The 13,864-nt window shown below is 64.0% G+C and carries 7 protein-coding genes; all 7 read left to right on the top strand.

What is annotated here, in order from left to right; translation table 11 throughout:
• Positions 1-183: 183 nt before the first annotated feature.
• The 7 genes from AC56PL_RS10595 to AC56PL_RS10565 all read left to right on the top strand — a co-directional run bounded on the left by AC56PL_RS10595 (position 184) and on the right by AC56PL_RS10565 (position 13,839).
• Entirely contained in the window at positions 184-2,037 is a 1,854-nt protein-coding gene (locus AC56PL_RS10595) for an alpha/beta hydrolase-fold protein (protein WP_495513658.1), read from the top strand.
• Positions 2,038-2,131: 94 nt separating this feature from the next.
• Positions 2,132-2,671 (top strand): DUF732 domain-containing protein, encoded by a 540-nt coding sequence (locus tag AC56PL_RS10590; RefSeq protein ID WP_497153788.1) that lies wholly within the window; start codon positions 2,132-2,134, stop codon positions 2,669-2,671.
• A gap of 13 nt (positions 2,672-2,684) precedes the next feature.
• On the top strand, positions 2,685-3,659 hold the full coding sequence (locus AC56PL_RS10585) for a cutinase family protein (protein ID WP_495513656.1): 975 nt from the start codon (positions 2,685-2,687) through the stop codon (positions 3,657-3,659).
• 122 nt (positions 3,660-3,781) lie between these two features.
• Complete coding sequence (locus AC56PL_RS10580; RefSeq protein WP_482136770.1) at positions 3,782-4,777, top strand: LLM class F420-dependent oxidoreductase; 996 nt, start codon at positions 3,782-3,784, stop codon at positions 4,775-4,777.
• Between the two features lie 291 nt (positions 4,778-5,068).
• Positions 5,069-6,967 carry a long-chain-fatty-acid--AMP ligase FadD32 gene (gene fadD32, locus AC56PL_RS10575; RefSeq protein ID WP_497153787.1) on the top strand — a complete coding sequence of 633 codons (1,899 nt, stop codon included), beginning with the start codon at positions 5,069-5,071 and terminating at the stop codon, positions 6,965-6,967.
• Positions 6,968-6,980: 13 nt separating this feature from the next.
• Positions 6,981-12,296 (top strand): polyketide synthase Pks13, encoded by a 5,316-nt coding sequence (gene pks13, locus AC56PL_RS10570; protein ID WP_497153786.1) that lies wholly within the window; start codon positions 6,981-6,983, stop codon positions 12,294-12,296.
• Complete coding sequence (locus tag AC56PL_RS10565; protein WP_497153785.1) at positions 12,289-13,839, top strand: acyl-CoA carboxylase subunit beta; 1,551 nt, start codon at positions 12,289-12,291, stop codon at positions 13,837-13,839. Before pks13 ends, AC56PL_RS10565 begins: the two co-directional genes overlap by 8 nt.
• Positions 13,840-13,864 lie beyond the last annotated feature (25 nt).

Genomic DNA, 13,864 nt, shown 5'->3' with positions numbered 1-13,864 from the left:
AGGTGTGGCAACCTCAAAACCGAACGCCCTACGTGTATGAAACACGTAGGGCGTTCTGTTTTTTTCTGCTCACCGGTATTCGGAGACGTAGCGAGACGGAGTTCGACCCGGTGTGCGAAGCAGGTGCGCAGCGGAGTTCGGCCAGAGATCTGGTTTTGATCGTGACTTGAGGAGTAGAGGTACATGCGGCAGAGATTTGTGCGCGGCGCAATGGGACTGATCGCCGGCGCAGTGGCAGTGTCCGCAGTGCTGGGAACATCGACCGCGGTGGCCGCGCCTGTCCATGCGGCCCCTGGGCCGGTACACAGCGCTCCTGCTGTCGAAGTTCCGGGTGTCAAGATCACCAACACCTTCTGGTACTCCGATCGCCGCGTCGCGATGTGGGTCTACTCACCCGCGATGGGCACCAACATCCAGGTGCAGTTGCTGCTGGCGCGGGACTGGAACTACCGGCCGTCGAACACCTTCCCGCAGATGTACATGCTGGACGGTCTGCGCGCGCAGGAAGACCAGAACGGCTGGATCATCAACACCAACGTCGAGGACTTCTACAAGGACAAGAACGTCAACGTCGTCCTGCCCATCGGCGGTGAATCCAGCTTCTACGCCGATTGGCAAGAGCCGAACAACGGCAAGAACTACAAGTGGGAGACGTTCCTGACGAAGGAACTGCCGCCACTCCTCGAGAAGCAATGGCGTTCGACGGATGTCAGGGGCGTCGAAGGGCTGTCCATGGGCGGTTCGGCGGCGATGATGCTCGCTGCGCGTAACCCCGGGTTCTTCAAGTTCGCCGCGTCGTTCTCCGGCATCCTCCAGCTCAGTTCGTTCGGTATGCCGCAGGCCATCCAGTTCGCGGTGAACGATGCCGGCGGCTACGACGCCGCCAAGATGTTCGGGCCGCCGACCGATCCGGCCTGGAAAGAGCACGACCCGTATGTGATGGCCGAAAAGCTGGCTGGCACCAGTCTCTACGTGTCGTCCGGCAACGGCCTGGTCGGCCAGTACGACACCTTGTCGACCATCCCCGGCCTGGCCACCAACTACGCGGGCGTGGGACTCGAAGTGCTCTCGCGGGTCACCTCGCAGCAGTTCGCGAGCCGTCTGAACCAACTCGGTATCCGTGCGCAGGCCGTCTACCGCGACTCGGGAACCCATACCTGGCCGTACTGGCAGTTCGAGATGGAACAGGCATGGCCGCAGGCGGCCGGAGCCCTCGGGCTCGCTGCCGACCGCCCGGCGTGCAGCACCAGTGGCGCGATCGCGCCGGTGTACAAGACGAACAAGTCTTCGCTCGGAGAATGCCTCACCCCGGAATACGACGTGCCCGGTGGTCGCGCTCAGGACTTCCGTGGCGGCCGGATCATCTGGTCGGCCAAGACCGGCGCCCAGGTCGTGGGCGGTGGCATCGGCGGAGCCTATGTGGCCGCAGGTGGTCCCGGTGGCTGGCTCGGATTCCCGACCAGCGGTGAACTGGCCACACCGGACAAGGTGGGACGCTTCAACCGCTTCCAGAACGGCAACATCTACTGGACCCGGACCACCGGTGCCCATGCTGTCGGCGGCGCGATTCTCGCCGACTGGGGCAAGAGCGGCTACGAACGCGGACCGCTGAAGTACCCGACCGGTGATGAGATCGACACCCCGGGTGGCAAGGGCCGCGTGCAGGCCTTCCAGATCGGTGCGTACTACTGGAATCCTGCCAATGGCGCACATTCGGTGCAGGGCATGATCTTTGACAAGTACCTTGCGCTCGGCCACGAAGGTGGCTGGCTGGGCTTCCCGACCACCAATGAGATCGGTCTCAAGGCGGGCGGCAAGCTCACCGCATTCGATGGCGGCAACATCTACTGGACTCCGGCCAAGGGTGCCTTCGCGATCGCACCCGGACCGATCTTCGATGCGTGGGGCAAGGCCGGCTACGAGAACGGAAAGCTCGGCTACCCCATCAGCGACGAGGAGCCGATCACCGGCGGAACCAGGGTGCGTTTCGAAGGCGGCTCCATCGAAAACGTCAACGGCGTTGTCACGGTCAAATAATTCCCTCAGATCGTTTCGGTAGCCTGGCGGAGGCCTTCGGGCACCAGACCGCACAGACGACGTCCCCGCGAGGGGCGCCGGAGAAGGAAGTGACATGACAGGCAACATCATTCGGGCCGTGACCGTGGGCGCAGCACTGCTGGTGACAGCTGTGCTGGCCACGGGGTGTGGTGACGACGACTCGACCGCTTCGGCGCCCACCAGTGCGGTGAGCACCTCCAGCAGCCCGGTCAGCGCCACCAACAGCGCGGAGCCCTCACCGAGTGAGAGTGCCCCGTCATCGGCAGTGACTTCGACAAAGGTGACCAGCAAGGCACAACCCGACGACACCGAGGGTCTGCCGGCAACCGGACCGGCTTCCGCGCAGGTCCCCGTGGGCGTCGACGCCGACGACAAGACGCAGGCGTACCTCGCCGAGCTGAAGAAGCAGGGTGTGCAGATCCCCAACGACCCCGACAACGCGCTGGCAATCAGTGCGGGCCAGACCGTCTGTGAGGGCAAGAAGCAGGGGACTCCGCCCGAGAACGTCAAGATTTTCGTGGTGCCGATCGTCGGGTCGGGTACGACTGATGAGGCCAAGGCCAACTCTGACGCCGACAAGGTGATCAAGGCCGCCGAGTCGAAGCTCTGCTGACCGGCCGAATTCAATGACACCCAAGAAACGCAAGCGGGGCAAACTGCTGCTCTTTGCCATCCTCGGTCTGGGGATTCTCAGCGTCATCGCGGTCATCCTCGTGGTGATCCTGATCATCAACCTGCTCAAGCCGGAACCCGTTGGGCCCGAAGGCCCGACACAGGACACGACGAGTTCGGTGCCGCGTCCCACCGCGCAACCGGCCGATTGTCCCGATGTGCAGGTGATCTCGGTCCCGGGTACGTGGGAGTCGGCGAGCGACGACGACGCCTATAACCCGACCGCGAATCCGCAGTCGTTGATGCTCAAGGTTTCTGGTCCGCTGTCGAATGAATTCGATTCGTCGCGCGCTGACGTCTACACCGTTCCGTACGTCGCGCAATTCCGGAATCCGACGAACCTGCAGGACCGGCAGGCCGACTACGACGTCTCGCGCGCCGAGGGTACGCAGAAGACCCGGGCGAAAATCGCGGAGGTCAATGCGGAGTGTCCACTGACCAGCTTTGTGCTGATGGGCTTTTCGCAGGGTGCGGTGATCGTGGGTGACATCGCCGGCGAGATCGGCAACGGCAATGGCCCCATCGCCCAGGATCTGGTTTTGGGCGTCGGCCTGATCGCCGATGGTCGTAGGCAGCCGAACCAGGCGGAGAACGTCGGCCCCAATCCGACCGGGGTCGGGGCGGAGATCGCCCTCGACATCCTGCCGATCCCCGGCATCGATCTGACCGGTCCGCGGCCCGGTGGTTTCGGTGAACTCACCGATCGCACGTACTCGCTGTGCGCGCCCGGCGATCTGATCTGTGATGCGCCGACGATTACCAACCCCCTCGAAGGCATCAACAAGTTGATGGGGGCCATCAACAATCCGATCCACGCGATGTACAACACAACGCAGTACTGGAGCAACGGTGGTCAGCCCGCGACGGTCTGGATGACCGACTGGGCGCGCGGCGTGATCGACGATGCGCCGTTCCCCAAGCACGAATAGCCCGTCTGGCCCTGTCCGACCATTTTGAACCGCCTGGCTGCGGAAGTAACGTGTGACGCCGAACCGCGCGGCGTCGGGTTGAGCCGATGGCCGCGGGCAATGCGTACTAGGTAGGAGAGAAGATGACGTCAGCTGCGGCGGACTCCGGTCTGCGCAAGTTCCGATTCGGAGCAGGCGGCGAGGGCAACCGTGACGAGGGTGGTGCCCGTAAGTTCGTCAAACTCGCGCAGACCGCCGAGGAGTACGGTTTCGACACCTTCGCGGTGCCGGATCACCTCGGCAACCAGGTCGGTCCGCTTGCGGCCCTGGGTGCACTGAGCCAGGCCACCGACCGAATCCGACTCGCGACGTCTGTGCTGGCCAATGGCTACCGTCATCCCGCGCTGCTGGCCAAAGAGGCCACCACCATCGACGTGCTGTCGAAGGGGCGCCTCGAGCTCGGTATCGGGGCGGGGTGGATGAAGGAGGAGTTCGACAAGGCCGGCATCGAGTTCGAGTCGCCGGGTGTCCGCATTCGTCGTCTGGATGAGTCATTGACCATCCTGGACGGCCTGTTGCGGGGCGAAGAGGTCAACTTCTCAGGTGAGTTCTACAACATCAAGGGGCTCGTCGGCAGCCCTCGGCCACGGCAGGGCCCGCGGCCTCCGATCGCGGTCGGTGGTGGTGGTCCGAAGATGCTGGCGCTGGCCGCCAAGCACGCCGACATCATCTCTGTGGCGACCGGCACCACCGCCGAAGGCAAGCTGCGGCTCTCGGATATGACGATGCAGAAAACGGTTGAGCGGGTGGACCGGATCCGGCAGGCGGCCGGTGAGCGTTTCAACGAGATCGAGCTGAACTGGACGATCGCCACGATTGTCATCACCGACGATCGCGAAGCCACCGCAGAGATGGCCCTTGCTGCCCTTGACCAGGGATATCCGCCGAACATCGAGATGGATGCGAAGCTCTCGGTCGAGGACATCCTGGAGTCGCCGTACCTGGCATTCGGCTCGTTCGAGCAGATCGCCGATCAGATCCGTGAGGTACGCCGGCGCACCACGATGTCGTACGTCGGAGTTTTCCCGACTCAGATGGACGCGTTCGCGCCCATCATCCCGCTTCTCAAAGGAGAGTAGGGGCGACCCGCGTCGTAGTGGCGTAGGTTGTCTTTCGGCCATCCTGCGAAGACGGGTGCCGACGGCGGGTGGTGTTCATGTGATGGGCACCGTCGCCGGTAGGATGTGAAGGGTTTGGCTCGGGTCGACATGGCTTCGAGTCCTATTTGGCTTGACATGAAAAGTAGGGAACCCTGTTGGAGACGAATCCGAAGGTAGAGATCGGCAACCGTGCCGAGATGACGCCGACGGCGGAGTGCGACAGCGGTGACCCGATTTGGGCCGGCGCCCCGGCCGCTATCAGGAGTGCGAATGAACAACGAGTTTGACCAGTTTTTGGACGAGAACGGCAATCTGTTCTTCACCGAAGACGCGACTCTGGTCGACTACGTGGAGCGCAATGTCGTCGAGCAGGCCGACACCCTGGCGTATCGATTCATGGACTACAGCCGTGAGCGCGACGGCGAGGCCATCGATCTCACCTGGGCACAGTTCGGCAAGCGCCTGCGCGCGATCGCAGCGAGGCTGCAGCAGGTCACCCAGCCCGGTGACCGGGTGGCGATCCTTGCCCCGCAGTCGCTCGAGTACGTGATCGGTTTCTTCGGCGCGCTCTACGCAGGCAACATCGCTGTCCCGCTGTTCTCTCCGGATGAGCCCGGGCACACCGATCGGCTGACCGCGGTGCTGGCCGACTGCAAGCCGTCCGCGATCTTGACCTCGACGAAGTCTGCCGAAGCGGTACGTGACTTCTTCAAGCCGCTGCCCGCCAAGGACCGTCCCCGCGTCATCGCCATCGACGCCGTTCCCGATTCGGTCGGGGAGACCTGGGTGCGTCCGACGCCGAAGCTGCACGACACCGCGTATCTGCAGTACACCTCGGGTTCGACCCGGGTCCCGGCCGGCGTGATCATCACCTACGAGTCCGTTGCGGCGAATGCGCTGCAGATGATCGATGCGATCGAGTTCGACCACAACTCGCGTGGTGTGACCTGGCTGCCGATGTTCCATGACATGGGCTTGCTGACGGTCATCCTGCCTGCGCTGGGTGGCAAATACATCACGATCATGAGTCCGCAGGCGTTCGTGCGCCGCCCGGGTCGCTGGATCCAGGAGCTCGCGGCGATGGCCGACCGCGCGGACACCTTTGCTGCGGCGCCCAACTTCGCCTTCGAACATGCCGCCGTGCGCGGCGTGCCGAAGGACGGCGAGAACATCGACCTGAGCAACGTCATCGGTCTGATCAACGGCAGCGAGCCGGTCACGGTCAGCTCGATGAAGAAGTTCAACGACGCGTTCGGCCCGTACGGACTCCCGAAGACGGCCATCAAGCCGTCGTACGGCATGGCCGAGGCCACCCTGTTCGTCTCGTCGACCAAGCGCGACAACGAGGCGAAGATCATCTATGTCGATCGCGATGAACTCAATCGCGGCCAGTTCAAGCTTGTCGACCAGGACGCACCGGGTGCGGTGGCGCAGGTGTCGTGTGGGCAGGTCTCGGTGAGCCAGTGGGCCGTGATCGCCGATTCGGAGACCGCCACGGAGCGTCCCGACGGACATGTCGGTGAGATCTGGTTGCACGGCATGAACATCGGGCACGGTTACTGGGGTCGCCCGGAAGAGACCGAAGAAACCTTCAACAACACCCTGGTGAACCCGTTGCCGGAGGGAAGCCACAGTGTCGGCGCCCCGGAGGGTGCCAAGTGGATGAAGACCGGTGACTACGGCGTCTGGTACGACAACGAGCTCTACATCACCGGTCGTGTCAAGGATCTGGTGATCGTCGACGGCCGCAACCACTACCCGCAGGACCTCGAGTTCTCGGCGCAGGAGGCCAGCCCGGCACTGCGCCCCGGTTTTGTGGCGGCCTTCGCGGTGCCGGCCAACGAGTTGCCGGAGGTGGTGTTCGCGAACTCCGCCAGCGGATTGAAGTTCGACGCCGATGACGCATCTGAGCAGTTGGTCATCGTTGGCGAGCGTGGGCCCGGTAAAAAGGTCGATCCACAGGAAGTGGCGGACACCGTCCGCGCCGCGATCGCACAGCGACACGGCGTGATGGCGCGCGATGTGTTGATGGTCCCGGCCGGCTCGATCCCGCGAACCTCCAGTGGCAAGATCGCCCGACGGGCATGTAAGGCGGCGTACATCGACGGGAGCCTGCGCGGTGGCTACCAGCAGACCGCGTTCCCCGACGCGCCGATTGAGAACCAATAGTTTGGAAACCCCGATGCCTGAACTGAATAACGAGCCCGGTGCTTTGAACTCGGACGATGAATTGCCGGGCTCCGGTTTCGGGCCGGGAGACGGCTCGCATTCAGACGGTGACATTGACGTGTCGCCGGTGGGGTCGGACACCGATTCGGGTGTCGCGCTCCATGATGACGAGAAGGCCGGGGACATGACGGTCTCGGAGCTGCGTGAGTGGCTGCGCGGCTGGGTCTCCGACACCACCGGGCTGCCGCTTGATCAGGTATCGGATGACCGGCCGATGGAAGAGTTCGGTCTGTCGTCGCGGGATGCGGTCGCATTGTCGGGTGACATCGAGGACAAGACCGGTGTGATCCTGACGGCCACGGTTGCCTACCAGCATCCGACCATTGCGTCGTTGGCGAAGCGCATCATCGAGGGTGATCCTGATGAGGGTCTCGATGACGATGATGATGCCGAGCGTTATCAGCGGGTACGTGGCGCCGACGACGACATCGCCATCGTCGGTGTGGCAACGCGTTTTCCGAAGGCCGGGCACACACCGGAGTCGACGTGGGATCTGTTGATCAACGGGCGCGACGGTGTCGGTGGACTGCCGGAGGATCGCTGGACGGAGTTCAAGTCAGAACCCCGCATTGCGAAGGTCCTCGCGGAGGCGAACCTCAATGGCGGCTACCTCGACGACGTCAAGGGCTTTGACGCCGACTTCTTCCAGATGTCGCCGCGTGAGGTCGAGATGGTCGATCCGCAGCAGCGCCTGGCGTTGGAACTGACGTGGGAGGCGCTCGAACACGCCCACATCCCGGCCAGCGACCTCAAGGGTGGTCAGGTCGGTGTCTTCATCGGCAGTTCCACCAACGACTACCAAATGCTTGCCGTCTCCGATCCGGAAGGCGCGGGCGAGACCGCCGCGTACGCACTCACCGGAACGTCTACATCTGTTGTTGCCGGACGTGTTTCGTATTATTTCGATTTCCGCGGGCCGTCGATCGCCCTCGACACCGCGTGTTCGTCGTCACTGGTGGCCGTGCATCAGGCCGTGCGGAGCCTGCGCTCCGGCGAGTCGGACGTGGCGCTCGCCGGCGGCGTGAACATGCTCATCACCCCGGCCGCGACACTCGGCTTCGATTCGGTGGGATTGCAGTCGAAAGATGGTCGGATCAAGGCTTTTTCGTCTGACGCCGACGGCGTTGTGCGTGCGGAGGGCGGCGGGCTCGTCGTCCTCAAACGGCTCTCCGATGCTCGGCGCGACGGAGACAAGGTGCTAGCCGTGGTCGCCGGTTCGGCAGTGAACTCCGATGGACGCTCCAACGGTCTGCCGGCGCCGAATCCGGAGGCGCAGGTCGCGGTACTGCGCACCGCCTACACCGATGCCGCGATCAATCCGCGTGATGTCGACTACATCGAGGCCCACGGCACCGGAACCATCCTCGGTGATCCGATCGAGGCCGACGCGCTCGGTCGCGTACTCGGCAAGGGTCGCGAGGCCGACAAGCCAGTGCTGCTCGGTTCGGCGAAGACCAACTTCGGTCACCTCGAAGCTGCCGCCGGTGCCGCCGGTCTCATCAAGATTGTCCTGGCACTTGGCGAGAACAAACTGCCGCCGTCGCTGAACTATGCAGGCCCCAACCCGTACATCCAATTCGATGCGCTGCACCTGAACGTGATTCCGGAGGCCACCGATTGGCCGCGGTATTCGGGACACGCGGTGGCCGGCGTCTCCGGGTTCGGCTTCGGCGGTACCAACGCGCACGTCGTCGTGCGAGAGGTGACCCCAGAAGATCTCACCGAACCGGCGACGACCGAGGTCGACGTACCGGCGGCTGCGCAGGCCACAGTCGCGGACTTCCTGGACGCCGACGACGATCCCGACGAGTTCCTCACCGAGGCCGAGCGTGCTGCGCTCGGTCAGTTGGCTGCGGCCCCGAAGGTCGCGGAGACCGCAGTGGCCGAGGTCGATCCGACCGAGGGATTCGCCCCGTGTGCGGTCGAAGGTTCGGTTGTCCCGCTTGTCGTTTCCGGATTCGTGCCGTCGCGCCGCCGCAAGGCCGCCGCCGATCTGGCCGACTGGCTGGAGACCGATGAGGCCAAGGCCACGCCGCTCGCAGACATCGGCCGTGCGCTGGCCCACCGCAACCACGGGCGTACGCGCTCGGTGGTGATGGCCCGCAGCCACGAAGATGCACTCAAGGGCATGCGTGCGATCGCGGACAACAAGAATTCGCCGATCGTATACACCTGTGACGCGCCGGATCCGGCGTCTGCCGTCTGGCTGCTGTCCGGATTCGGCTCGCAGCATCGGAAAATGGCCAAGCAGCTCTACACCGAGAACCCGATCTTCGCTGCGGCGGTCGACAAGGTCGACAAACTGATCGAAGACGAGCTCGGTTACTCGATCGTCGAGCAGTTCCTCGACGATTCGGTCAACTACGAGATCGAGACCTCACAGATCGGCATCTTCACCATCCAGATCGGCCTGGCCGAGCTGCTCCGACATCACGGCGCCGATGCCGGTGTGGTGGTCGGACATTCGATGGGCGAAGCGGCAGGCGCCTACATCACCGGCGGATTGTCGCTGGGTGATGCCGTGCGCGTCATCTGCCAGCGTTCGCGCCTGATGGGTGAGGCCGAGGCGACGCTGACCGGCGACAACATCCGGCTGATGGCACTGGTGGAGTACAGCGCCGATGACATCACCGGCGTGCTCGCCGACTACCCGGATCTCGAGATCTGCGTGTATGCCGCGCCGACCCACACCGTGATCGGTGGACCGGAGTCCCAGGTGGATGCCATCGTCGCGCGCGCCGAGAGCGAAGGAAAACTCGGCCGCAAACTGGCAACCAAGGGTGCGAGCCACACGTCCCAGACCGACCCGCTGCTCGGCGAACTCGCGTACGAGCTCAGCGGAATCGAGCCGATGTCGCCGAAGATCGGCTTCTACAGCTCGGTGGACCGCGAAGAGTTCTACCGCCCGGGCAGCGACCCGGTGCACGCCGTCGAATACTGGACCAAGGGGCTGCGGCACAGTGTCTGGTTCTCCCAGGCCGTGTCGAAAGCTGTTGAGAACGGCCACACCACGTTTGTGGAGCTGGCACCGAACCCGGCTGTCCTGATCTCCGTTGCCGCAGTGACCTTCGGTGCCGGTATCCACGATGCCGAACTGATCGAAACGCTGCGCCGCAAAGAAGACGAGAGCTACGGCGTGATCAATGCGCTGATGAAGCTCTACGTGCACGGGCATCCGGTGGATGTCGGAACCCTGTTCGGACAGGGCGACTTCGCCGCCATCCCGCGGACCCGCTTCGAGCGCAAGCCCTACTGGCTGACCGCGTCGATTTCCGGCGGTTCCGGTGAGGGTCGTATCCCCGGCTCGCACGTTGCGCTACCCGATGGCAGGCACGTCTGGCAGGTCTCGGCAACGGCCGCAACCGATCTGACCCAACTGGTGAAAGCCGCTGCCGAGCAGGTGCTTTCCGATGTGCAGGTCACCGCGGTGGTGCCTTACGGCGAGCCCGTGGGAGCAACGACTCTGACCACCACACTCGCACCGCATCCCGGTGGTGCCGGACTGCAGGTACATGCCGCGGAAGGCACGTCGTTCCGATTGCTGCTCGACGCGGTGGTCACCGCCGGTGCGCCGCTCGCGCCGCCGGTGCCTGCACTGTCGAATGCCGCCGACGCCGCTAAGAACTCTGGCTTCGTCGACAACACCGTGGTCACCGACCCCGAGGTCAGCGATGAGATCGGCGCCCGCTGGGATCCGAACTCCGGTGAGAGCATTGAGGATCGGATGGCCCACATCGTGGCCGAGTCGATGGGCTATGAGGCCGAGGATCTTCCGCGCGAGATTCCGCTGATCGAGTTGGGTCTCGATTCGCTGATGGCGATGCGGATCAAGAACCGCGCCGAGTGGGAGTTCGACATCCCGCAACTGCAGCTGCAGGCGATGCGTGAGGCCAACCTGCAAGATGTGGTCAAGTTCGTCACCTACGCCGTCGAACATCGTGAAGAAGTGCAGGCACTCGCCGCTCAGGCCGAAGGTCAGGGCGAACTCGACACTGCCGCGCTGGCCGAGCTCATCAACTCCGACACGTCGGAGAGCGCAACCGAACCAGAACCCGAGCCCGAGCCTGAACCCGAGGTTGCTCCGGTGGTGGTTTCGCCGGAGGCTGCGCCTGCCGCAGCTGTTGCTCAACCCGCAGCAGCCGCACCGGCAAACCTGAAGAGTCAGGCCGAAGTCGCTGCTGCTGCCGGCGCCGATGTGCCGCCGCGAGATGCCGCCGAGCGCCTGACATTTGGTGTGTGGGCTGTGGTCACGGGCAAGTCGGCCGGTGGAATCTTCAATCCGCTGCCGGTGCTCGACGACGAGACCGCCGAGAAGTTGACCGCGCGTCTGTCCGAACGGGCAGGCGGTGAGCTCGACGTCGAGGACGTCATCGACGCCGACAACATCGAGACGATGTCGAACTACGTGCGCGAGCACCTCGAAGGAGGCCAGGTCGACGGGTTCATCCGGTACCTGCGTACTCCTGAGAAGACCGACCGTAAGCCGGTTCTGGTGTTCCACCCGGCGGGTGGATCGACCGCGGCCTACGAACAGCTGCTCAAGAAGCTGCCCGACGATGTGCCCGTGATCGGTTTCGACCGCGTCGAGGGCAGTATCGAAGAGCGCGTCAAGCAGTACTTCCCGAAGCTCAAAGAGGTTCAGCCCGAAGGGCCGTACACGCTGGTGGGTTGGTCGCTGGGTGGAGCGTTGGCCTATGGGTGCGCCCAGATGCTGGTCGAGCAGGGTGACGAGGTCGCGTTTGTGGGTCTGATCGACGTGGTCCGCCCGTCTGAGCCGATCCTCGACACCCCGGAAGCCAAGCGGGCCCGGCTGCAGCGGTACTACGACTTCGCCAAGCGCACATACGGTCTCGACGATGCGCCGCTGCCGATGGACCGCCTGGTGGAGGCCGATGACGAAGGCCAGTTCCGCATCATCATGGAGATGCTGGCGATGAGCGACGCCAAGATCCCCGGTGGCATCATCGAGCACCAGCGCACCAGCTTCCTCGACAACCGGGCACTGACAACCGTGGAACCGACACGATTCGACGGCAAGGTAGTGCTCTACCGTGCCGACCGGATGCACGAGGGTGCAATCGAACTCGAGCCGCAGTGGGCTCACATCGATGAAGACGGACGATGGGGTGAGGTCGTCGACGATCTCGAGATCATCCACGTCGGCGGCGATCATCTGGCAATCATCGACGAGCCTTATATTGGAAAAATCGGTGCCGATCTGACCACCCGGTTGGACGAGCTCTCGCAGGAAAGTGACACGAGTGACTGACACGACCGCAGGCAAACTCAAAGAACTCCGCGAAAAGCTCGAGGCCGCAAAAGAACCCGGTGGCGAGCGGGCTGTTGCCAAGCGGGCGGCGAAGGGCATCGGTTCGCCGCGTGAGCGGTTGAACATGCTGTTCGATCCGGGCACGTTCGTGGAAATCGGTCAGCTGGCCAAGATGCCGGGTGCTGCCGAGAGCGGCTACGGCGACGGTGTCGTCACCGGTCATGGAATGGTCAACGGCCGTCCGGTGGCTGCGTTTTCGCACGATCAGACCGTGTTCGGCGGGACGGTCGGTGAGATGTTCGGCCGTAAGGTCGCGGCGATCATGGAGTGGGCGGCCAAGGTCGGTTGCCCGATGGTCGGTATCAACGACTCGGCGGGTGCTCGTATCCAGGACGCGGTCACCTCACTGGCCTGGTACGCAGAGATGGGTCGTCGTAGCGATCTGCTGTCCGGCATGGCCCCGCAGGTCTCGGTCATCCTCGGAAAGTGTGCGGGCGGTGCCGTGTACAGCCCGGCCAACACCGACATCCTGGTGGGCGTCAAGGACCAGAGCTACATGTTTGTCACCGGGCCCGACGTGCTCAAACAGGTGACCGGCGAAGATGTTTCGGCCGAAGACCTCGGTGGCTCGTACAACCAGGCGGCGTGGGGCAACATCCACCACCTGGCCGACGACGAGAAGGGTGCCTTCGACTGGGTCCGTGAGTACCTCGAGTACATGCCGTCGACCTGTTACGAGCGTGCGCCGATCATCAATCCGGGCTTGGAGCCCGAGGTCACCGACAGTGATCTCTCGCTGAACACCTTCCTGCCCGACAGCGACAACGCCGGCTACGACATCCGCGACGTCATCCTGCGGGTGTTCGACGACGGTGCGTTCCACGAGGTCGCAGACCTGTTCGCGCCCAACATCGTCACCGGTTTCGCCCGTATCGACGGGACGTCGGTGGGTGTTGTCGCCAACCAGCCCAACGCGATGTCCGGTGTGCTCGATACCGATTCGTCGGAGAAGGCCGCTCGGTTCGTGCGGATCTGCAACGCCTACAACATTCCGCTGATCTTCCTGGTGGATACTCCCGGCATCCTGCCCGGGTTGGAAGAGGAGCGTAAGGGCACGATCCGCCGGTCGGGTCGTTTCCTCTACTCCTATGTCGAGGCCGACGTACCGAAGATCACCGTGGTCCTGCGCAAGGCCTACGGCGGCGCGTACGCGGTGATGGGCAGCAAGCAGCTCGGCGCCGACCTCAACTTCGCGTGGCCAACGGCCAAGATCGCGGTGATGGGTGCGGAGTCGGCGGCTGCGGTCCTGACGCGCAAGCAGACCGAGAACGCCACACCGGAAGACGCCGCGAAGATCCGCAAGGACTTCATCGACTTCTACAACACCGCCATGGCCACGCCCTATCTGGCGGCTGAACGTGGATACATCGACGCTGTCATCGAGCCGGCCAACACCCGCCTCGAACTCCGGCGGGCGTTGGCGCAGCTCAAGGACAAGCAGGTTCTGCGGACACCGCGCAAGCACTTCTTGATGCCGATCTGACGTTGCGGATCGCGCCTGCAATGGG

This window comes from Williamsia sp. Y721, from assembly GCF_059683565.1.
This window is presented reverse-complemented; position numbering and strand designations above follow the sequence as displayed.